Genomic DNA, 21,259 nt, shown 5'->3' with positions numbered 1-21,259 from the left:
GCAGATAGATGATGGAGATGGATTGTGGGTGCAAGGACCAGCGGTGAAGGGACGACTGTCCACGTATTTATCTTGGGCAAAAGCCCGGTATCCTGTCGTCATCCTTGCCCCCCGAAACCATTCATGCGAAGAGCCGCCGAGGGAAACAGGGATGCGCCGACGATGAGCAAGGGCGACCGGGCCAAGCGCAAGAACGGGCTCACCTATGCCGAGGCGGGCGTCGACATCGATGCCGGCAACCTCATGGTCGAGAAGATCAAGCCGCTGGTGCGCGCGACGCGCCGGCCGGGCGCCGATGGCGAGATCGGCGGTTTTGGCGGCCTGTTCGACCTCAAGGCGGCGGGTTTCACCGATCCGGTGCTGGTTGCCGCCAATGACGGCGTCGGCACCAAGCTGAAGATCGCCATCGATGCCGGCAAGCACGACACGATCGGCATCGACCTCGTCGCCATGTGCGTCAACGACATCGTCGTGCAGGGCGCCGAGCCACTGTTCTTCCTCGACTATTTCGCCACCGGCAAGCTCGACCCCGACCAGGGGGCGGCAATCGTCGGCGGCATAGCAATCGGCTGCCGACAGGCCGGCTGCGCGCTGATCGGCGGCGAGACCGCTGAAATGCCCGGCATGTATAACGACAAGGATTACGACCTTGCCGGCTTCGCCGTCGGTGCGGCCGAACGCGGCCAGTTGCTGCCGACCGACGATATTGTCGAAGGCGACGTGCTGCTTGGCCTGGCTTCCTCGGGCCTGCATTCCAATGGCTTTTCGCTGGTGCGCCGCATCGTTGGCGTCAGCGGGCTTGCCTGGAGCGATCCGGCGCCGTTCAACGACGAAGCGACGCTGGCCGAAGCGCTGCTCGAGCCGACCCGCATCTATGTGAAGTCGATCTTGAAGGCGATCCGCAACACGCATGGCATCAAGGCGCTGGCCCATATCACCGGCGGCGGCTTTCCCGAAAACATTCCGCGCGTCCTGCCGAAGGACTTTTCCGCAGAACTCGATCTCAATGCCATCGATGTGCCGCCGGTGTTTTCCTGGCTGGCGAAGACTGGCGGCGTGGCGCCGGAGGAGATGATGCGCACCTTCAACTGCGGCATCGGCATGATCCTCGTCGTCGCCTCCGGCCAGGCGGCACAGGTCGCAGCCGTGCTGCAGGAGGCCGGCGAGACTGTGACGCCGATCGGCCGCATCGTTCCGCGCCGCGACGCCGGCGTCATCTATCGGGGCTCGATCGGCCTATGAGCAGGAAACGCACGGTTGTTCTGATCTCGGGACGCGGCTCGAACATGACGGCGCTGATCGCGGCGGCCAGCGACCCGGCCTATCCGGCCGAGATCGTTGGCGTCATTTCCGACCGGGCCAACGCCGCCGGCCTCGGCATCGCGGCCGCGCGCGGTATCCCGACCAAGGTCATCGTGCGCGCCGACCATGCCAGCAAGGAAGCCCATGATGCGGCGATCGACGCCGCGCTGATTGCATTCAACGCCGAGATCGTGGCGCTGGCCGGCTATCTGCGCATCCTGTCCCGCGGCCTGGTCGAGAAGTGGCAGGGGCGCATGATCAACATCCACCCTGCCCTGCTGCCGGCCTTCAAGGGCCTGGATACCCATGCACGCGCATTGCGCGCCGGCATGCGTATCCATGGCTGCACGGTGCATTTCGTTACGCCTGAGATGGATGACGGCCCGATCATCGCGCAAGCCGCGGTGCCGGTGATGGTCGGCGACAATGAGGACACACTGGCCGCCCGCGTTCTGAAAGCCGAGCACCGGCTCTACGCGCTGGCGCTCGGCCTCGTCGCCGACGGCAAGGCGCGCATGGAAGGCGGCCGCACTGTGCTGGCGCATTTCGCTGACGATGCCGAAAACGGAACTTCGGTGGTGATGGCCCCCGACCCGCTGCGCGAAGAGCGCGATCTCGAACATCTGGCGCGGATCACGCCGTAGGCCGGCATGGCGACATCGAGACAATTGCTCCTGCTGCGCCACGCCAAGTCGAGCTGGGACGACCCGGCGCTCGCTGATTTCGACCGGCCGCTCGGGCCGCGCGGGCTGAAGACGGCGCCGCTGATGGGGCGCGAACTGGCCCGGCGCAGTTGGCTGCCCGACCTGGCGCTGGTGTCGCCGGCGCTGCGCACGCGCGAGACATGGCGGCTGGTCTCGGCGGAACTGTCGGCGAGCGTAACGGTGGAGTTCGCCGAGGCGCTTTTCGAAGCCACGGCTGGCGACATTCTGGCCGAGGTGCAGCAGGCAGTCGCATCAGCTGGCTGTCTCCTGGTGCTTGGCCACAATCCCGGCCTGGAGGATTTTGCCCGCCGGTTCGCCGGTCCGCGATCGGGTGTGGCTGCTCTCAGGAAACTTGAAGAGAAATTCCCGACCGGCGCCCTTGCCCGCTTTGTCATCGACGGCGACTGGGCGGATCTCGGCTTCGGCGCGGCCCGGTTGACGCATTGTATCAAGCCGAAGGATCTAAGCTAGACCAAGCTGCCTAACGGGCTAGCCGCAGGTGACAGCCGCAAACCGTGTTTTGAAAAGATCACGGCCAAAGGAGGTAGGACCAGCTGCTGGCGGATTGATTCAAGATCTTTGCGGCCCGAGTCGATTGCACAAAAACAAGAGCGGTGGGCCAGGCCCACCGCTCTTTGTGGTCGTCGATTTCTCAGAAAATCAACGACCCCAGATGCCCTGGCCGGATTCCGGCTGGTTCGAGTCGCCCTTGATCGTGAAATCGCCGAGGCTGGCCGGCTTGCGGATCGAGGCGGTATAGCTGTGATCGATGTTGCCGGCGGGCGCTGTCACAGCAGGCTGGTTGACGCCGTCGGAGCCGTAGTGGTCGCTGCCTGCGAAAGCGGTGCCGGTGGCAAGGAGGATGGCAGCAGCGGTAAGTGCGATCTTGGTCATTTCAGGTAATCCAGATTTTTCAGTTCTGTCCGTCAAGTGGCGTGCCTTGGGAGGAATTCGCGTCGCTCGGACCACCCCGAAATGGGTGTGCGTTGCTGCCATTGCCAATCACAAAAATGTGCGAACCGAACCGTTCGGTTCGGTGTTGGAAGGCGCGAAATGGCGTAGTTGTTGCTATATTCTATTCTCTAGGCGGCTCCGACCTCCAACGCCCCTCGTTGCGTTACCCTTGCATCTCAAAAGGTCGTGAAGCCCAGTACGTCGCGCATGTCGTATTCGCGGGGCGGCCGGACGGCGACCCAGCGTGCTGCCGCAATGGCGCCGCGCGCGAACATCGAGCGGTGGCCCGCCGAATGGGAAAGCGTGAGCGTCTCGCCCTCGGCCAGCAAGCTCACGCTGTGCTCGCCGACGATGCTGCCGCCGCGCAGCACGGCAAAGCCGATCTCGCCGGCAGGGCGTGGACCTGTAAGGCCGTCGCGGATGCGTTTCGCCACATCGTCCAGCCTGACGCCATGTCCGCGAGCGGCCGCCTCGCCCAGCATCAGCGCCGTGCCCGACGGTGCGTCGACCTTCATGCGGTGATGCGCTTCCAGGATTTCGATGTCGGCGGCGGGACCAAGTGCTCGCGCCGCCTGCTCGACCAGCCCGGTCAGCATGCTGAGCCCGAGCGAGTAGCTGCCGGAGCGAACGATGGCGACGGACTTCGAAGCAGTAGCGATGGCGGCGAGATCGGCCGGCTCGAAGCCGGTCGAGCCGATGACCAGCGCCGGGCCGCCGCAGGCCGCGCAAGCTTGTGCAAGATCGACGGAGGCCGAAGGCGTGGTGAAATCGATGACGACATCCGCAAGCGCCAGTGCTTCGTCGCGCTCGACCAGCCCCTCACCGATGCTGCCCGGCCTGTGAAAGCGGGCGACGAGCGTCAGCCTGGGATCGGCCTCGACGGCCAGCGCCATCTGGCTGCCCATGCGCCCGTTCGCGCCGGCTATGGCTATTTTCAAAGGATGCGGCATGCGGCTTTCACTGGAAATGCGAGTCACAACAATGATCTACCATGCCGCCCTGCCAGATTGGTTCAGCCGGCGCCATGGGTCTTGAGCATCATGCCGGCGATCTCCTTGACCAGCTTGGCGGCAACCAGCGCAGTGAGATTGGAGACATCCTGGCTTGCATTGTATTCGACGACATCGGCGCCGACGATGGGCTGGTCGATCCGCTGGATCAGGTTGATCACTTGCCGGGTTGTAAGACCACCGGGTTCGCGGTGCGACACGCCGGGCGCACAAGCCGGGTCGAGGCCGTCGAGATCGACCGAGAGATAGACCGGCGTCTTGAGATCGAGCTGCAGATCCTCGCTGAAATGCCGCGCCTCGATCATTTCGACGCCGAAGCGCTTGAGCTGGTCACGAAGCTCATCATTGAGGGTGCGCAGGCCGATCTGGATCAGCCGGTCAGCCAGCCCCTCCTCCAGGATGCGCGCGAAGGACGAGGTGTGGGACCGCCTGTTGCCCTGATAGGCATCGTAGATGTCGGGATGGGCGTCGATCTGGACGATCGTTAGCCTGGCATGGCGGCGGCGCACGGCACGCAGCACCGGCCAGGCGATGGCATGATCGCCGCCGAGGCTGATCAACGGGTGGCCGGCATCCAGCGCGCGGCCGACCTCGGCCTCGATTCGCTCCCACGGATCGCCGGCGCCTGAAAAGTCGATGTCGCCGTGGTCGACGAAACTGTCCGCCACATCGAAGCCGGTTTCGCTCCACGAGCTGTGCGCGTCGCTTTTGAGTTCGCGCCGGATCAGGGCCGGCGCTGCAGCCGCGCCCTTGAGATAGGACGAGTTCTCGTCATGCGGTATTCCCAGAAGCGAAACCCTGGTCATCGGCGTGCGATCTCCGGGAACAGGCAATCTCCCTAAACCTGGGAGCTGGCTGGCGATAGCAGTGCCGCTTGGGCCAGCTGCGAAGGCGATCAGGCGTCACTTCCCGATCGCGCCGCCCAGCCTTTGCCTGACGATCGCGGCGTGGAAATTCGTGCCGTGCAACAGCCCGTCATCGTTGAAGTCGTAGCTGGAATTGTGCAGCGGGGCCGAGGCCTCGCCATTGCCGAGGAAGACGAAACAGCCCGGTACGTGGTCGAGAAAGCGGGCGAAATCCTCCGAGGCGGTCATCGGCTCCGCCGCGATGCCGGCGGCGCCATCGGCCAGCACGCGCCTTGCGGCGACAAAGGCCGCGTCCACCAGGTCGGCATCGTTCTGCAGCGGCACGAATTCCCTGCTGTAGGTCACGTCGGCGGTGACATTGTAGGCGGCGGCGGTGCCCGCCGCGATGACCCGCATCTGGCGCTCGATCTCGGCGCTGACCTCGGGACGAAAACTGCGGGCGTCACCAAGGATGCGGGCGAGGCCGGGCAATGCGTTGCGGGTGCCGTCGGTGATCAGTTCGGTCACCGAAACCACCGAAATGTCGGCCGGGCTCAGCCTTCGCGAGACGATGGTTTGCAGATTGGTTACCAGCGCGCAGGCGGCGACCAGCGTCTCGTTCCCGGAATGTGGCCGCGCCGCATGGCCGCCGATCCCCTTGAGCACGATCTCGAAATTGTCCTCCGCCGACATAAACGGGCCGGCACGGGTCTCGAAATGTCCAATGGGCAGGCCCGGCATGTTGTGCAGGCCAAAGATCTCGTCGAAGGGGAAGCGCTGCAGCAGCCCGTCATCGAGCATTGCCAGCGCGCCCTTGCCCCATTCCTCGGCCGGCTGGAAAACGAAACGCACGGTGCCGTCGAAACCACCCTCGGCGGCCAGCAGCTTTGCAGCGCCGAGCAGCATGGTGGTGTGGCCGTCATGACCGCACGCATGCATGATGCCGGGGTTCTGCGAGCGATAGGCTGTCGCGGACTGCTCGGTGATGCGCAGCGCATCCATGTCGGCCCTGAGCGCAATCGCCCGGTTGCCGCTGCCGCGCTTCAACGTGCCAACGACGCCGGTGCCGCCGACCCCCTCTGCAACATCGTCCAGCCCGAATTCGCGCAGCTTCGCGGCGACAAAGGCAGCGGTGTGCTTTTCCTCGAAGCCGAACTCGGGGTGCGCGTGCAAATCGCGCCGCCAGCCGGTCATTTCCTGCTTCAGCACATCACGATCGAGCTCAGCCATTTTCTCCCCGACCTATTTTGCAAGCTCACTGGCGACATCAAGCAGGATGTTGGCGCCGGCGACAAGCTCGGCATCTTCAGTGTGTTCGCGCGGATTGTGGCTGATGCCACCGGCGCTCGGCACGAAGATCATTGCCGCCGGCGCGAGGCGGGCCATCATCTGCGCGTCATGGCCGGCGCCCGATGTCATGCGCCTGACGCCGAGACCGCGGTTCTTCGCGGCCGCCTCGATCCGTTCGACGATGCCGATGTCGAATAGCACCGGTTCGAAACGGGCCAGTTGCTCTGCCGAAATCGACAGGCTTTCGGCTGCAGCGAGCTCCTCGAGATAGGCAGCAAGGGCCGCCTCATGCGCCTGCAGGCACTGTTCGTCGGGATCGCGCAGGTCGATGGTGAAGACGGCGCGCGCGGGAATGACGTTGATGGCATTGGGTTCGAAGCGCATTGTGCCGACGGTGGCGACTGTCGGCGTGTTCGATGCGCTCGCCCGATCATGCAGGAAAGTGATGACGCGGGCGGCGGCATGGCCGGCATCGCTGCGCATCGACATCGGCGTGGTGCCGGCATGGTTGGCGGCGCCGTCGATGGTGATGCGCTGCCAGGAAATGCCTTGCAAATTCTCGACCGCGCCGATCGGCACCCTTCACGCTCCAGCACCGGCCCCTGTTCGATATGCAGTTCGAGATAGGCATGCGGCTTGAGGAAGCCGGGTTCGCGGTCGCCGGCATAGCCGATGCGGGCGAGTTCCCGGCCGAGCACGCTGCCGTCCGTGCCGACAGCGGCCAGCACCGCATCGGCGTCGACGCCGCCCGCATGGGCGAGCGAGCCCATCATGTCAGGTGTGTAGCGCACGCCTTCCTCATTGGTGAAAGCGGCGACCGCGACCGGGCGTGACGGCGAAAAGCCCGAAGCCTGCAGCGTCTCGATCACCTCCAGCCCGGCCAGCACGCCGTAGCAGCCATCATAGATGCCGGCATCGATGACGGTGTCGATATGCGAACCGATGAGCAGTGGCGCCTGCCCGGCATTGTCGGGGCTTTGCCAGATGCCGAAAATATTGCCGACCCGGTCGATGGCGACTTCCAGCCTGGCCTGCCTGAGCCAGCCGACAAAGAGGTCACGGCCCTGTTTGTCTGTGTCGGAGGCGGCGAGCCGGATCAGCCTCTCCTCACTGTCGCGGCCGACGGCGCCGAGTTCCCGGATGCGGCCAAGCAGACGCTGTGCATCGATCCCGATCATGGCTATGCCTCGGCCTTCAGCTTGCCGGCCAGCACATCGGCGGGGCTCTGCCCGACCAGCTCGGTATAGCGGTGCGGGTCTGTGGCGCCTTCGGTGTTGATTACAAGCACGCGGGATTTGTCGTCGAGCCCGAGAGCGGACTTGTGGTCGGCCGTCGTCCGGATCAGCCCGGCAAGACCGACGCCGCCGCTTTCGCCGGCGACGATCACTGGATCATTGCCAGCCGGCCGTGCCAGCCGCCGCATCACCGCGACCGCCTCCTCCTCATCCACCGTCATGAAGGCATCGGCAACCCGCGCCAGAACGCGCCAGGCAACTTGCGAGGCCTCGTAGCATTCGAGCATCGCCATCACCGTCGGCTGATCGTGTGCGACCTTGACCACGTGGCCCGCCCGGGCGGCTGCGACAACGCAGGCGGCGCGGGCCGGCTCGACGACGATGAAGGTCGGCCTGGCGTCACCGAGCACGATGGCGAGATGACCGGCCACCGCGGCGGCAATGCCGCCGACACCGGCCTGCACGAAGACATGGGTCGGCGGCTGCGGCAACTGGCCCAACGCTTCGCGCACGATCGCCGTATAGCCCTGCATCACCAGACCGGGGATGCGCTCATAGCCCAGCCAGGAGGTGTCGGACACCACGGTCCAACCTTGCTCAGCTGAAACCTCGGCGGCCTGCCTGACCGAGTCGTCATAATTGCCGTCGACGCGGATCATCTCGGCGCCATAGCGGGCTATTGCTGCAATGCGCGCCTCGCTGACGCCGGCGTGAACGAAGATCGCCGCTTTCGCGCCAACCAACTGTGCACCTTGCGCGACCGAGCGGCCATGATTGCCGTCGGTGGCGCAGGCAACCGTCATGCCGGCAGCGACCGCCCGGACGTCGAACCGGTTGAGATCGGCCACGTCAACGGGCCGACCAAGCGATCGGCTCGCCTCCTCCAGCACCAGTCGAAAAACGGCATAGGCGCCGCCGAGCGCCTTGAAACTGCCGAGACCGAGGCGAAAGCCTTCATCCTTGATGTGGACGGCGCCGAGGCCGAGTTCGCCGGCCAGCGTCGGCAATGCATGCAACGGAGTTGCCAGGTGATTGTCGCGATGGGCCAGAAAGCGCTCGACCGTATCGGCACCGGCATTCCCCAGCGTTTCGGCATCGACCGGATCGAGCGGCCGACGGTGCAAGGCATTGCTGTTGAGCAGGAACACGGGTGGCCTCCTTTGGGTGTGACGAAATCATATTGCAGCCGAGGCGCAAATAGCGCTGTTATTGGCGCTTCGAAATGCAAGTTTGTTTCGCCAGGATAGCGCTTTGCCTCGATCGCCTTCACTCGACAGTTTCGACCTCGCCATCCTTGCCATCCTGCAGCGGGACAACACGATGCCGCAGCGGCTGATCGGCGAAGCCGTCAACCTGTCGGCGCCGGCGGTGCAGCGGCGCATCAAGCGCATGGAACAGTCCGGCGTCATTGCGGGCAATGTCGCCGTGGTCGACCCGGCGGCGGTCGGCCATCCCATCACCATCTTCGTCGAAGTGGAACTGGAGAGCGAACGCTCGGACCTGATCGACGCCGCCAAGCGGCAGTTCTCGGCAGAGCCCGAAGTGCAGCAATGCTACTACGTCACCGGCGAGGCCGACTTCATCCTAGTCATCACCGCGGCCGACATGGGGGCCTATGAGGCCCTGACGCGCAGACTGTTCTTCGACAGCAAGAATGTCCGAAAATTCCGCACCTTCGTTGCCATGGACCGTGTCAAGGTGGGGCTGACGGTGCCTCTGCCGGGATAGCCAGTCACTTTTACGCAATTCCGGACGGAAAACCGCTCACACTTTTCCTGGAATTGCTTTAGCCCGCCGGCCGCAGCCAGACCTTATTGTCGTGGAAGGCCGCACCGCCATAGGGCGCTGGTGCGTCGGCGCCGGTGAGCACATTGATGCCTTCGCCACGCTCATGCGCGCTGTTTGGCCAGATGCCCTCGGCGATCACCACGCCGCGCTTGATGCCATCGAACAGCTTTGCGTGCAGCACCACCTCGCCGCGCCGGTTGCCGACCTCGATACGGTCACCGTCGTCCAAGCCAAGCGCGGCAGCGTCGTCCGGATGCAACAACAATTCCGGCCGGCCTTCCTTGGCCTTCGACACCGGCGTTTCCGAGAAGGTCGAATTGAGGAAGTTGCGCGCCGGTGATGTCGTCAGCCGGAACGGATGCTCGGCGTCCGCCACCTCGATCAGGTCGACATGGTCAGGGAATTCGGGGAGTTCCGCCACCGGCCCGAACAGGCCCATGCTTTTCGGCGGCCGGTTGGGCGCCGCCTGCCCGCTCCAATTGGCGCGGAAGTGAAATTTCTTGTCGGCATGGCCGAAGCCAGCGATGAAATGCGCGGCCTCGAAATCCGGCTGCAGGTCGACCCATTTGTCTTCCTTCAGGCTGACGAAGGAGCCCAGCCCGCGCTTGCCCAGGATGATGTCGATATGCTGCTGCTCGGTCAGGCCAAAGCCCGGCCGGTCGGAGACGCCGAGACGCTGCGCCAATTGCTCGATGACGAAGTGGTTGGTGCGCGGCCCTTCCGGCGGGTCGATCAGCTTGGGACCAAGCGTGATGTGCTGGTTGCCGCCGCCCTTGTAGACGTCGTCATGCTCGAGGAACATCGTTGCCGGCAGCACGACATCGGCAAGCTTTGCCGTGTCGGTCATGAACTGTTCGTGCACGCAGGTGAACAAGTCGTCGCGCAGAAAACCTTGTTTCACCAGCCGCTGCTCGGATGCGACATTCACCGGGTTGGTGTTCTGGATCAGCATCGCCGTCACCGGGGGGCCACCGTAAAGCGCGTCCGCTGCGCCGGTCAGCACCGGACCGATGCGCGACTGGTCGAGATGGCGAATATTGGGATCGCGCATCGCGGTGCCTTCCAGCACATCCTGGTTGAGCTTGAAGATGCCGGAATTGGAATGGAAGGCGCCGCCACCCTCATATTGCCAGGCGCCGGTGACGGCGGCGATGCAGGATGCCGCGTGCATGTTGACCGAGCCATTGCGCTGGCGGGCAAAGCCATAGCCGAGGCGGAAATAGGTTTTCCTCGTCGTGCCGACGAGGCGGGCGAAAGCCTCGATCTCGGTGACGGCAAGACCGGTGATGGCGGAAGCCCATTCCGGCGTGCGCGTCTCCAGATGCGCTTCCAGCCCCTTCGGATCGTCGGTGTATCTTTTGAGATAGGCGCGGTCGGCCATGCCTTCCCTGAACAGCACATGCATGACCGCGCAGGCCAGCGCGCCATCGGTGCCGGGCTTCAGCACCAGGCCCATATCGGCCTGCTTCATCGTCGCGTTCTGGTAGACATCGATGACGACGATCCTGGCGCCACGCTCCTTCCGCGCCTTGATGGCGTGGGTCATGACATTGACCTGCGTGACCACGGCATTGGTGCCCCAGATCACCACGCAGTCGGACTTCGCCATCTCGCGCGGATCGGGACCGCGCAAGGCGCCCGCTCCCATCATCCAGCCGGTCCAGGCCAGATTGGTGCAGATCGAGCCGAAGAAGCCGGAGTATTTTTTCGCATGGCGCAGCCGGTCGATGCCGTCGCGCTGCACCAGCCCCATCGTGCCGGCATAGAAATAAGGCCAGACGGTCTCGGAGCCGTATTTTTCTTCGGCCGCGATGAATTTCTCGGCGACGACGTCGAGTGCCGCTTCCCAGCTGGATTCTTTCCAGATGCCGTCGCCCTTGGCGCCGGCGCGAACAAGCGGCTTCAGCAGTCGGTCCGGATGATGGACACGATCGGCATAGCGCGCGACCTTGGCGCAGACCACACCAGCCGTATACGTATTGGACTTGGCGCCATGGACACGGCCGATGCGGTTGCCATCGAGCAGTTCGACCTCGAGCGCGCAGGTCGAAGGGCAATCATGCGGACAGGCGGAGTGGCCGATTCTGAGCTTGGCGTGCTGGTTCATGCGGCGTTTTTAGCGGGTTTCGCGGGCGGCGTGTAGGGCCAGATCTTACCCTCCCCCTGATGGGGAGGGTCGGCGCGCAGCGCCGGGGTGGGGTGCGGCGCAGACCCCCGCCCCGCTCGGCTTTGCGGATCGACCCTCCCCACAAGGGGGAGGGTAAATCACTCCGCCGTGCCTTCCTCGTACTCGGCCGACATGGTCAGCCACTTTTCCTCGTGGCCAGCCAACTGCTGTGCCAGTTGCGATCGCTCCTTGGCAAGCCGGGTCGCCGTCGACGGATCCTTCTCATATACCGCCGGGTTGGCGAGTTCGTCCTCGATCAGGTCGATGCGCTTGCGGATGCGGTCCATCAGTGCTTCGGTGGCGCGGATTTCCTTGGCCAGCGGCTCGAAGGCGGCGCGGCGCGCCGCGGCATCGCGGCGGCGATCGGCCTTCGATGCCTTCTCGGCCTCGCGCTTGCCGCGGCGGTCACCCGACACGCCGGTGACCAGCGTCTTGTAGTCCTCCAGGTCGCCGTCATACGGGTTGACCGCACCATCCTTGACCAGCCACAGCCGGTCGGCCGTCGCTTCCAGCAGATGGCGGTCATGCGAGATCAGGATGACGGCGCCGGGAAACTCGTTCAACGCATGGATCAGGGATTCGCGGCTGTCGATGTCGAGATGGTTGGTCGGTTCGTCGAGGATGAACAGGTTCGGGCCTTCGAAGGCCGACAGGCCCATCAGCAGGCGCGCCTTCTCGCCGCCGGACAGGTCCTTGGCGGCGGTGTTCATCTTCTCGGTGGTGAGACCGAACTGGGCGACGCGGCCACGTACCTTGGATTCCGGCGCCTCCGGCATCAGCCGGCGGACATGCTCGTAGGCGTTTTCATCAGGCCTGAGATCGTCGAGCTGATGCTGCGCGAAGATAGCCACTTTCAGGCCCGGCGCCACCGTCATGGTGCCGCTCTCCTGCTTCAACCGGCCCGACAGAAGCTTTGCGAAGGTCGACTTGCCGTTGCCGTTGGCGCCGAGCAGCGCGATGCGGTCGTCGGCATCGATGCGCAGCGTCATCTTCTTCAGGATCGGCTGGCCCTCGGTGTAGCCGACATTGACGTTGTTCAAGGCAATGATCGGCGACGCCACCGTTTTCACCGGTTCGGGGAAAGAGAACGGCCGCACCGTGTCGTTCACGATCGCGGCAATCGGCTTCATCTTCTCCAGCGCCTTGATGCGCGACTGCGCTTGTCTCGCCTTCGAAGCCTTGGCGCGGAAGCGTTCGACGAAGGACTCCATGTGTTTGCGCGCGGCTTCCTGCTTGACGCGGCCCTTCTCCTGCAATTCCTTCTGCTCGGTGTACTGGCGCTCGAACTGGTCGTAGCCGCCGCGCCAGAAGGTCAGCTTCTTCTGGTCGAGATGAACGATGGAATTGACGGCGCGGTTGAGCAGGTCGCGATCGTGCGAGATCAGAAGCACCGTGTGCGGATATTTCGACACGTAGTTTTCCAACCAAAGCGTGCCTTCGAGATCGAGATAGTTGGTCGGCTCGTCGAGCAGCAGAAGGTCGGGCTCGGCAAACAGCACCGCGGCGAGCGCCACACGCATGCGCCAGCCGCCGGAGAAGGACGAGGCCGGGCGGCGCTGCGCGGCGTCGTCGAAGCCAAGGCCAGCGAGGATGGTGGCCGCGCGAGATTCCGCCGAATGCGCATCGATATCCGCCAGCCGCATATGGATGTCGGCAATGCGCTGCGCGTCGGTGGCGGTCTTTTCCTCCTCGAGCAATGCGGTGCGCTCGAGGTCGGCCTTGAGCACGATTTCGATCAGCGGCTCCTCGGTGCCGGGCGCTTCCTGCGCCACCTGGCCGATGCGGGTGTTCTTGGGCAGGCTTATCGAGCCGGTCTCGGAGGGAAAGTCGCCGGTGACGGCCTTGAACAGCGTCGTCTTGCCGGTGCCGTTGCGGCCGACGAGGCCGGCCTTTGTGCCGGCTGGCAAGGTCAGCGACGCATGATCGAGAAGCAAGCGTCCGGCCATGCGGAGCGAAAGATCGTTGATGATAAGCATGCCGGGGCTTTTGCACGGGAGGGCGGCGCTTCGCAAGGGCCTGGGCGCCGGCGGGGGCATAAGGCATGAAAACGGCGCGCCTTAAGCGCGCCGTCCATTGCAAACAGCAGACTGACTTTTCAGAGGCTGCCTGGTTCAGGCTTTGGGTTTGCGCTTCGTCACCTTGGCCGCGGCGGCCGGAACGGCCGGCTTGCGGCCGAGGCCCGAAGACTTGGCCAGTGCCGAACGGGTCGCGGAGTAGTTCGGCGCCACCATCGGATAGTCCGACGGCAAGCCCCATTTGCCACGATATTCCTCCGGGCTGAGACCATGGTCGGTCATCAAGTGGCGCTTCAGCGACTTGAATTTCTTGCCGTCCTCAAGACAGACGATGTGGTCGGGAAACACCGACCGCTTCGGATTGACAGCCGGGTTCAGCGCGGGGCTTTCCACGGCGGCAATGCTGCCCAGCTTGCGCACCGATGCGCTGACGCTGGCGATCAGATCCGGCAGGCCAGACGCAGGGAGAGGATTGTTGCCGACATAGGCCGAGACGATGTCAGCAGTCAGTTCAATAGCGGTCTTGCTGTCGATGGTGTGCAATTCTGTTTCTCCCGCCGGTCATGAAGTTGCCGGCTTTTTTTAAGACTTCTCTTGATGTATCGACCTAGCTGCACCCCCCAACGGGTCGCTAAAGTCTCAATAAACGATCAAGAATCGGAACAGGAGGATGTTTCCACAACAGGTTGCAACGTTGCAAATTAGAAAATCTAATACTTGGAAACGGCCGACTTCGCGCCAGCAGATTTCAACTGCACGGACGCCGCAGGTTTAGAGTCGGCCAGTATGTCCAGAATGCGCTTCCAGCGGGCGCACCGGCCGAAATCTTTTTGCTCTATCGCTTTTTCGGCCTTCATGGCGGCGTAGAGCGGCGCCTCGGCGCCGAACTCCTTGAGCAGCCAGAATGCTTCCTGTCTGGCGAGGCGTTCATCGTCGTCAAGCATGTTCAGCCTCCGAGCGTTCTATGCCCACCGCAATACAGCTGCCGATGACGAGGACCGCACCGGCTATCGCGGTCAGCGTCAGCCTTTCGCCCGACAGTGTCAGCAGCAGCGTCGACGCGATCGGCGTCAGATAGGCGATGACCGCAACCTTGCCGCCGCCTTCAAGCTTCAAGGCGCGCGACCAGAAATAATATCCCAGCCCCATCGGACCGGCGCCGAGATAGAGGCCAAGCAGGAGGTGCTCGCTGGATGGCCAGGCTGCGCCGTCGTGAATACACCACAGCAAGGTCAGGCCGACGCCGACCAATGCCGAAGGCAAAAGCAAACGCTCCGACGGTGTGGCCAGGCGGGCGACCGCAATCGAATAGAAGGCCATGCACAGCGCCGAGCCGAAGGCAGCGAGATAGCCGACGATGCTGCCTTGGAGAAAAGGCTGGCCGCGACCACCCGAGATCACCAGCGCCACGCCGACAAAGCCGAACACGGCAGTTAAACCCAGCAGCACGGGGCGTTGCCGCTTGCCCAGCACGATGACCGCCGCCGCGACCATCAGCGGCCAGGTGTAGGCGACGAGATTGGCCTCGATCACCGGCATGGAGGCAAAGGCGATGTATTGCAGCACCATGGTGCCGACCAGGCCAATAAAGCCGACCGCGACCGGCGCCAGGGTGCCGTCAGCACCCTTGGAAAAGGCTGCGTCTTGCGTGTCCCCCTTCCGGCTCGCCAGATGGATGACGGCGAACACCAGAGCCGCTCCACAAAATTGCAGCAACTGCACGAGCGACACTGGATGGCTGGCCAGCAGGGATTTGCCGACCAGCGCGTTGGTCGACCACAGGGCGACCGCGCCGGCGGCGAAGACCAGGGCCGATGGCGAGCCGGATCCATCCCGGAATCGGCGCGACGGTGCCTTGTCCTTATCGCCGACCATGATGTTACCGACGGCCAAACCGGTGTCCACTTCTATGCTCTGGCTACCATGATTCCCTTGATCCGCCCGGGACCGGCGCATCGGTCGCCGCCGCAACCGGACGCTCTTCCTCGAAGCGGCGATAGGCCGGCAGCTGGTTCGTCCAGACGTCTTCGGCCAGTTCGTTGACCCATTCGCGATCGTGATCATTGTCGGCTGCGAGATAGAACATGCGATTGTCGTCGACATAAGGCTTGGCCACCGAGCGCTGGTTGAGGACCAGCGTGACGCGCGAGCCGAGCTGGATCGGCGCGGTGCGGTGCAGGACGCCGAGAAACTGGCCGAGCGTGGCGTAGTTCATCTTGTGGTCGATGCGCATGACCTGGTTGCGCGGAATCTCGCGGCCGGATTCAAGGATGGCGCGGCCGGTCTCGGAATCGTCGCAGTAGATTTCGAGATGGCCGCCGACCAGCGGATTGCTGATCGACAGCGGAATGAGTTCGGTGACCGGGACACCGTCGCAATGCCAATCGACGGCGCCGTCCTTGGGATTCATGAAAGTGACGGTCGAGCCGACGATTGACAGCGGATAGGGCTCGAGCTTGGTGCCCATCATGTCGGACAGACGTTCCAGGCGCAGCTTGTCATGCAGCAGTTCCTTGATCTCCGGGATAAAACGGTCGGCGCCGGTGATGAAGGTAAGGTCGAGGTGCTTGTGCACGGCGTGGCTGGCCTTGAGCTTCAACGCCGCCTCTTCGATCGCCGCCAGCAGCGCCGGGTCGTAGCCATGCAGATACTGCGCAACGCCGAAACCCGACACTTTCCAGGCCGTCTCATGGCCGATAATGGCTTCTCGGCTCATCGCGTAGCGCAGTTCAGGTATGGTATGGGCGTTCATTCTACTTCTCCAGGATGGGGGCATCACTTGGTAAACTGTCGATTAATTTCCCCACCCCTGTAAAATTAGGAATGCTGGTGCTAGTGTAAGCCCAGCTTAAGGTCGAAACGCGTGCGTCTGCTCAGTCAGGTCAACCTCAATTCGCTGAAGATTGTCGAAAGTGCCGCCCGGCACCGTAACTTCACGCGCGCGGGCGAAGAGCAGTTTATTACTGCTTCCGCCGTCAGCCAGCGCGTTAAAAGCCTCGAGGAACAGCTGCGCTTCAAGATCTTCCAGCGCGGCGGCAATGCGGTGTCGCTGACACCCGAAGGCGAGACCTATGTGTCGCGCGTTCGCGAGGCGCTGGAGCGCATCGTGGCGGCCAGCATGGAGGCGACCGGACAGTCGCAGGCGCATGTGCTGAAGATTTCGGTACTGCCGACGTTCGCAGCGCGCTGGCTGTTTGCCCGCCTGCCGCTGTTCCAGCGGCAATATCCCGAAATCGAAATGCGGGTCTCGACCTCCTACGCCACCAATGAGTTCGCCACCTCCGAGTTCGACCTCGAGATCCGCTATGGCGACGGCAGCTTTCCCGACCTCAAAGCGGACCTGCTGTTCAAGGAGGATTTGACGCCGGTGTGCAGCAGGAAGCTGTTCCACGAGGTTCTCGGCGACACGCCGCCGTCACAGGTGACGCCCGACGACCTCAGGCATTTCACGCTGCTGCATTCCGACACCTGCACGCAGAACTGGCAGTCGTGGCTGGGTTTTGCCGGCGCGAGTTCCGTGCTCGGCGAGACCAAGAGCATCTATTTCGATTCCTGCATGATGTCCTATGAGGCGGCCAATGCCGGCATGGGCTTTGCAGTCGCCAACCGCGCCTATATGGCGAGCGAGATCCGCGCAGAGAGACTGGTGGCGCCGTTTGCCGTGCATCACCCCAACACCGCCGGCTGGTATTTCGTCTGCCCGGTCACCGCGCCCTACACGCGCAAGGTGGAACTGTTCAAGCAGTGGATAATGGCCGAGGCGGCGCTGACGCAGTGCCAGCTGGACGCCGGGATTGCCGGCGGCCCGGTGCTGCGCAAGGCCATTGCCTGAGGTCCTCCCGTCGAGTTTCGTTCCGCACGCCATCTGACATCGAAGTTGTTTTGTGCAGAAGCGCCGTCATGAAGCAGGTCGATGCAGCCCACCTCATGACGCAGGCGAGAGACTCAGCTATCTTCGGTTGTTGCGGCGGACCTGATATCCGCCTGGCCGGCGCTATCAGCTCACCTCCCAAGCGGCGCCGGCCTTCTTCTCCCGAAGGCTACCTTCAGCCTTGTCGTCCCGCTAAAACGATCATTGCGCGGGCTGATCGCCGCCGGCCGCCGGCTTTGGCGCCGAATCCGACTGCGGGGCATGGTCGAGCAAGGGTGCTTTGGTCGGCTGGATATTGTTGTCGCAGGCGGCGAGCGCCAAGCCGACGGCCAACAGAACAGGGAGCTTCTTCATGGCAACCTCCTTCGTTTGCCCTCCCCTCGTGAAGGCAACGAGAGGATTCAGCTTTGGTTGCACGCTCGCAAACGACACCGCGTCGGCTGGAACCAAACGGCGGCTCTGAGGTTGGTTGCCTAAAGGAGATCGCGCCATGATCCGTCTGCTCATAACCGGCCTTTTCGCTTACGCGACCTATCGCATCGCCAAGGAGATCATCAAGGACGTGCCTGACAATTTCGATCCGTTGCCGGTGCCTGGCGACGAACGCGCCGCCTTGCGGCGCCAGTCGGCGGCAACGGGTGTCGCGCCACGGCGGTAAGGGCGACTTCCGCCCGTTGCGAACAAAGCGGAAACGATGCTTGATAGGCGATGACCATCGCCATCAATGATTCGTCCTTGCGGCCCGCCTATCTGGCGAAGCTCAACGCCGAGCAGCGGCTCGCTGTCGAACATGGCGACGGCCAGATCGCCGGGCCGCTGCTGGTGATCGCCGGCGCCGGCTCCGGCAAGACCAACACGCTCGCCCACCGGGTTGCGCATCTGATCGTCAAGGGCGCTGATCCCAGACGCATTCTGCTTATGACATTCTCGCGCCGCGCCGCCACCGAAATGGCCAGGCGGGTCGAACGCATCGCCGGCGAGGTCCTGGGCCGAGACGCGTCCGTCATCGCCGACGCGCTGGCCTGGGCCGGTACGTTTCACGGCATCGGCGCCAGGCTGCTGCGCGACTATGCGCTGACGATCGGCCTTGACCCCGCCTTTACCATCCATGACCGCGAGGATTCCGCCGACCTGATGAATCTTGCCCGGCATGAGCTTGGATTCTCGAAGACCGAAAGCCGGTTTCCGACCAAGGGCACCTGCCTGGCGATCTATTCGCGCGCCGTCAACGCTCAGGCGCCGCTCGGCGAGGTGCTGGGTTCGGCCTTTCCCTGGTGTGCCGGCTGGGCCGAACAGCTGAAGGCGCTGTTCGCCCGATATGTCGAGGCCAAGCAGGCGCAGAACGTGCTCGATTACGACGACCTCCTGCTCTACTGGGCGCAAATGGCCGCCGAGCCGGAGATCGCGGCGCATCTGGGCTCGCGCTTCGACCATGTGCTGGTCGACGAATACCAGGACACCAACCGGCTGCAGGCCTCGATCCTTTCGGCGCTGAAGCCGGACGGCGCCGGACTGACGGTGGTGGGCGACGACGCGCAGTCGATCTATTCGTTTCGCGCCGCGGAAGTGCGCAACATCCTCGATTTCCCGCAACAATTCGCGCGAGCCGCCGATGTCATCATGCTGGAGCGCAACTACCGCTCGACCGTGACTATTTTGGCGGCAGCCAACGCGGTCATCTCGGAGGCGTCGGAGCGCTTCACCAAGAACCTCTGGTCGGAGCGCAAATCCTCGCAAAGGCCGAAACTGGTCAGCGTGCGCGACGAGGCCGAGCAGGCGAACTATGTCTGCCAGGCCATCCTGGCCGAGCGCGAGGCCGGCACGGTGCTGAAATCGCAGGCGGTGCTGTTTCGCGCCTCGCACCACAGCGGCCCGCTGGAGATCGAACTGACGCGCCGCAACATCCCCTTCGTCAAGTTCGGCGGGCTCAAATTCCTCGACGCCGCCCATGTCAAGGACGTGCTTTCGGTGCTGCGTTTTGCCGAGAACCCGCGCGACCGCGTCGCCGGCTTCCGCGTGCTGCAGCTCCTGCCCGGCATCGGCCCTTCGGCGGCGAGCACCATCGTCGAGACCATGGCGACATCGCTCGATGAGGAAATGGGGCTGGCCCGCTACCGGCCGCCGCAACGCGCGGCTGAGGACTGGCCAGCCTTCGTTGCGCTTTATTCCGGCCTGCGCGCCCGGTCGGGGAAATGGCCGGCCGATCTCGAACAGGTCAGGCTGTGGTACGAGCCGCATCTTGAGCGCATCCACGAGGATGCGACGACGCGGCGGGCCGACCTCATGCAGCTCGAGCAGATCGGTTCCGGCTATGCTTCGCGCGAGCGCTTCCTGACCGAGCTTACGCTGGATCCACCGGATGCGACCAGCGACCAGGCCGGGCCGCCGCACCGCGACGAGGACTATCTGATCCTGTCGACCATCCATTCGGCCAAGGGCCAGGAATGGAAGAACGTCTTCGTGCTCAACACCGTCGATGGCTGCATCCCGGCCGATCTCGGCGTCGGCACCAAGGAAGACATCGAGGAGGAGCGCCGGCTGCTTTACGTCGCCATGACGCGGGCCAAGGACGGCCTGCATCTGGTGACGCCGCAGCGCTTCTTCACTCACGGCCAGGCAGCGCGCGGCGACCGCCACGTCTATGCCTCGCGAACCCGTTTCATCCCGGCCTCGATTCTCGGCGCTTTCGAGCAGACCTCTTGGGCGAGCGTCCACGCAAAGGACGATCCGCGCCACAGACCTGAAGTCCGCGTCGACCTCGGCGCCCGCATGCGCGGCATGTGGAAATAGAAGCCGCCGCAACCGCGGATGCCGGCCGGGGAGCGACCTCAAGAAGCAAATCGTCCTGTCATGGCATCTCTCAGGGAACCTCGGGCCGCCGGCCGCGTTTTCTGGCGTCCAACCCGCGATCGGAGAGCGGCGACCGCCGCCTTTCCGCCCATCCAGAGAGGCCAGAATGCACGACGCGATGTTCTTCACCCCGGTTGCCGTTAGCGTTGGCGCCGGCCACAAACGCATGCTCGCCTCGCTGTTCGACATGCATGATTTCCTGACCGAATTTCCGCCGTCACGCCGGCGCCTGAGCTATGGCGCGGCCGTGAGGGCTTGCGAGGCGGCGCGCGCCGGAGAAATCTCGACCGAGGCCGCACGCGATGCCCTGATCACCTTTGCAGTCACGGCAGGCATCCTCTGGCCCGCGGTCCAGCCGGCCGTCTCGGTCAAGCCGGTCGCACACGGTTATGGCGGCTACGCCGTCTGAGACGGCCGGGACCAGGCCTGCCCAGCAAAAAAGATCACTCGGACTTGCCGGCCGACGTCGGCGAGGCCTCTGCCAGCCTTGCCGGCGGGGCGGTCTGTTCGGTGTTGCCGACAAAGAGTTGATCGCCGACAAAGGGATAGGCAAGCTGCCGATGATAGAGCGAGGGAACCGGGTCATCGGTGCCGTATTTCTGCGGCATCCTGTCGGGCATGAACAATGTGCCTCCCAGCATGTCGAGCAAAGGGCAGCCTGCCCGGCGAAATTCTTGTCCCAGGCTTCGCGCTCATTGGCATGATGCCAGTGATGAAATCGCGGTGACGCCAGCAGCCATTTCAACGGTCCGACCCTGATACGCGTGTCGAATGGATGAACAGCGACTGCCACTGATAGACCAATGTGAAGATCAGTATGGCGGGGGTCGAAAATCGAGCGCGAAGACCGGCAGGAACGACGCCGATTTGGTCAGGATCTGTTCGACAGGATGGACGCGGTGCGCTGCCAGCCAATCCATCTCCTATGACCGGCACCGCCTTGAGGCACCCTGCCCTCGTTGGGGCCGAAGATCAGCTCGCCAGAGATTAATGCTAAGAGATGAACGGATTGCTGACGGCGGCTGATGCCCCGAAAATCGATATTTCATCTGTATAACGATGTTTTCCAAAGTTTTTGTACATTATCGCGGTTATCGAGAAGTCGATCTCAGAAGCGATAGTTTTTACCGGCAACATGGAAACAAATATGTTGGCCGCCGCTGCACCAAAAACTGGGCACAATTTCCAATTTTTGCTTTACGAAACTCTCCCCCCACGTAGGTCAATC

The 21,259-nt window shown here is 63.7% G+C and carries 21 protein-coding genes and 1 pseudogene; 8 read left to right on the top strand and 14 right to left on the bottom strand.

Going from position 1 to position 21,259, the window contains the following annotated elements:
• The first annotated feature begins 162 nt into the window (after positions 1-162).
• Genes purM through NKK52_RS04480 form a run of 3 tightly spaced genes read left to right on the top strand, consistent with a single transcriptional unit; the run spans position 163 to position 2,477 of the window.
• The gene (gene purM, locus NKK52_RS04490) at positions 163-1,242 is read left to right on the top strand and encodes a phosphoribosylformylglycinamidine cyclo-ligase (protein WP_023684760.1); all 1,080 of its coding nucleotides are present in this window, start codon (positions 163-165) and stop codon (positions 1,240-1,242) included.
• Complete coding sequence (purN, locus tag NKK52_RS04485) at positions 1,239-1,946, top strand: phosphoribosylglycinamide formyltransferase (RefSeq protein ID WP_023684759.1); 708 nt, start codon at positions 1,239-1,241, stop codon at positions 1,944-1,946. Before purM ends, purN begins: the two co-directional genes overlap by 4 nt.
• A gap of 6 nt (positions 1,947-1,952) precedes the next feature.
• Positions 1,953-2,477, top strand: coding sequence for a SixA phosphatase family protein (locus NKK52_RS04480; RefSeq protein ID WP_023715099.1), 525 nt, complete (start codon positions 1,953-1,955; stop codon positions 2,475-2,477).
• Between the two features lie 189 nt (positions 2,478-2,666).
• Here the strand turns inward: NKK52_RS04480 and NKK52_RS04475 are convergent, their stop codons facing one another.
• The 6 genes and pseudogenes from NKK52_RS04475 to NKK52_RS04450 form a co-directional block, all read right to left on the bottom strand.
• Entirely contained in the window at positions 2,667-2,900 is a 234-nt protein-coding gene (locus NKK52_RS04475) for a DUF680 domain-containing protein (RefSeq protein WP_023684758.1), read from the bottom strand.
• A 236-nt stretch (positions 2,901-3,136) separates the two neighbouring features.
• A complete protein-coding gene (dapB, locus tag NKK52_RS04470; protein ID WP_023684757.1) occupies positions 3,137-3,910 on the bottom strand; it encodes a 4-hydroxy-tetrahydrodipicolinate reductase in 774 nt (257 codons plus the stop codon).
• Positions 3,911-3,972: 62 nt separating this feature from the next.
• Complete coding sequence (speB, locus tag NKK52_RS04465) at positions 3,973-4,776, bottom strand: agmatinase (protein ID WP_023684756.1); 804 nt, start codon at positions 4,774-4,776, stop codon at positions 3,973-3,975.
• A gap of 96 nt (positions 4,777-4,872) precedes the next feature.
• Positions 4,873-6,045, bottom strand: a complete 1,173-nt coding sequence (locus NKK52_RS04460; protein WP_023684755.1) for an amidohydrolase — start codon at positions 6,043-6,045, stop codon at positions 4,873-4,875.
• Between the two features lie 12 nt (positions 6,046-6,057).
• Positions 6,058-7,283, bottom strand: a pseudogene (locus NKK52_RS04455) (Zn-dependent hydrolase).
• Between the two features lie 2 nt (positions 7,284-7,285).
• Positions 7,286-8,488 (bottom strand): diaminopropionate ammonia-lyase, encoded by a 1,203-nt coding sequence (locus tag NKK52_RS04450; protein ID WP_023684754.1) that lies wholly within the window; start codon positions 8,486-8,488, stop codon positions 7,286-7,288.
• Positions 8,489-8,591: 103 nt separating this feature from the next.
• Here NKK52_RS04450 and NKK52_RS04445 point away from each other — a divergent pair, with 103 nt between their 5' ends.
• The gene (locus tag NKK52_RS04445) at positions 8,592-9,068 is read left to right on the top strand and encodes an Lrp/AsnC family transcriptional regulator (RefSeq protein WP_023684753.1); all 477 of its coding nucleotides are present in this window, start codon (positions 8,592-8,594) and stop codon (positions 9,066-9,068) included.
• Positions 9,069-9,126: 58 nt separating this feature from the next.
• Here NKK52_RS04445 and NKK52_RS04440 read toward each other — a convergent pair whose 3' ends face one another.
• The 6 genes from NKK52_RS04440 to NKK52_RS04415 all read right to left on the bottom strand — a co-directional run bounded on the left by NKK52_RS04440 (position 9,127) and on the right by NKK52_RS04415 (position 16,062).
• Positions 9,127-11,235 (bottom strand): molybdopterin-containing oxidoreductase family protein, encoded by a 2,109-nt coding sequence (locus NKK52_RS04440; RefSeq protein WP_023684752.1) that lies wholly within the window; start codon positions 11,233-11,235, stop codon positions 9,127-9,129.
• A gap of 158 nt (positions 11,236-11,393) precedes the next feature.
• Positions 11,394-13,271: an ABC-F family ATP-binding cassette domain-containing protein gene (locus tag NKK52_RS04435; RefSeq protein ID WP_023684751.1), complete on the bottom strand. Its 1,878-nt coding sequence runs from the start codon at positions 13,269-13,271 to the stop codon at positions 11,394-11,396.
• Positions 13,272-13,406: 135 nt separating this feature from the next.
• Positions 13,407-13,853, bottom strand: coding sequence for a Ros/MucR family transcriptional regulator (locus tag NKK52_RS04430; RefSeq protein WP_023670270.1), 447 nt, complete (start codon positions 13,851-13,853; stop codon positions 13,407-13,409).
• A gap of 167 nt (positions 13,854-14,020) precedes the next feature.
• Entirely contained in the window at positions 14,021-14,254 is a 234-nt protein-coding gene (locus NKK52_RS04425; protein WP_023684750.1) for a hypothetical protein, read from the bottom strand.
• Positions 14,247-15,215 carry a DMT family transporter gene (locus NKK52_RS04420; RefSeq protein WP_245263133.1) on the bottom strand — a complete coding sequence of 323 codons (969 nt, stop codon included), beginning with the start codon at positions 15,213-15,215 and terminating at the stop codon, positions 14,247-14,249. Before NKK52_RS04420 ends, NKK52_RS04425 begins: the two co-directional genes overlap by 8 nt.
• A gap of 13 nt (positions 15,216-15,228) precedes the next feature.
• Positions 15,229-16,062 carry a hypothetical protein gene (locus tag NKK52_RS04415; RefSeq protein ID WP_023684748.1) on the bottom strand — a complete coding sequence of 278 codons (834 nt, stop codon included), beginning with the start codon at positions 16,060-16,062 and terminating at the stop codon, positions 15,229-15,231.
• Between the two features lie 111 nt (positions 16,063-16,173).
• Here NKK52_RS04415 and NKK52_RS04410 point away from each other — a divergent pair, with 111 nt between their 5' ends.
• Positions 16,174-17,142 carry a LysR substrate-binding domain-containing protein gene (locus tag NKK52_RS04410; protein ID WP_023684747.1) on the top strand — a complete coding sequence of 323 codons (969 nt, stop codon included), beginning with the start codon at positions 16,174-16,176 and terminating at the stop codon, positions 17,140-17,142.
• 240 nt (positions 17,143-17,382) lie between these two features.
• On the opposite strand, the gene NKK52_RS04405 is transcribed toward NKK52_RS04410, so the two are convergent.
• Entirely contained in the window at positions 17,383-17,535 is a 153-nt protein-coding gene (locus NKK52_RS04405) for a hypothetical protein (RefSeq protein ID WP_023684746.1), read from the bottom strand.
• A 136-nt stretch (positions 17,536-17,671) separates the two neighbouring features.
• On the opposite strand from NKK52_RS04405, the gene NKK52_RS04400 reads away from it, so the two are divergent.
• From NKK52_RS04400 to NKK52_RS04390, 3 genes are all read left to right on the top strand, one after another.
• Positions 17,672-17,839, top strand: a complete 168-nt coding sequence (locus NKK52_RS04400; RefSeq protein WP_023684745.1) for a hypothetical protein — start codon at positions 17,672-17,674, stop codon at positions 17,837-17,839.
• Positions 17,840-17,889: 50 nt separating this feature from the next.
• Positions 17,890-19,971 carry an ATP-dependent helicase gene (locus tag NKK52_RS04395; RefSeq protein ID WP_023684744.1) on the top strand — a complete coding sequence of 694 codons (2,082 nt, stop codon included), beginning with the start codon at positions 17,890-17,892 and terminating at the stop codon, positions 19,969-19,971.
• Positions 19,972-20,137: 166 nt separating this feature from the next.
• Complete coding sequence (locus NKK52_RS04390) at positions 20,138-20,440, top strand: DUF982 domain-containing protein (protein ID WP_023684743.1); 303 nt, start codon at positions 20,138-20,140, stop codon at positions 20,438-20,440.
• Between the two features lie 34 nt (positions 20,441-20,474).
• On the opposite strand, the gene NKK52_RS04385 is transcribed toward NKK52_RS04390, so the two are convergent.
• Positions 20,475-20,651 carry a hypothetical protein gene (locus NKK52_RS04385; protein WP_245262694.1) on the bottom strand — a complete coding sequence of 59 codons (177 nt, stop codon included), beginning with the start codon at positions 20,649-20,651 and terminating at the stop codon, positions 20,475-20,477.
• Positions 20,652-21,259 lie beyond the last annotated feature (608 nt).

This window comes from Mesorhizobium sp. C277A, assembly GCF_040324395.1.
GTDB lineage: Bacteria > Pseudomonadota > Alphaproteobacteria > Rhizobiales > Rhizobiaceae > Mesorhizobium.
This window is presented reverse-complemented; position numbering and strand designations above follow the sequence as displayed.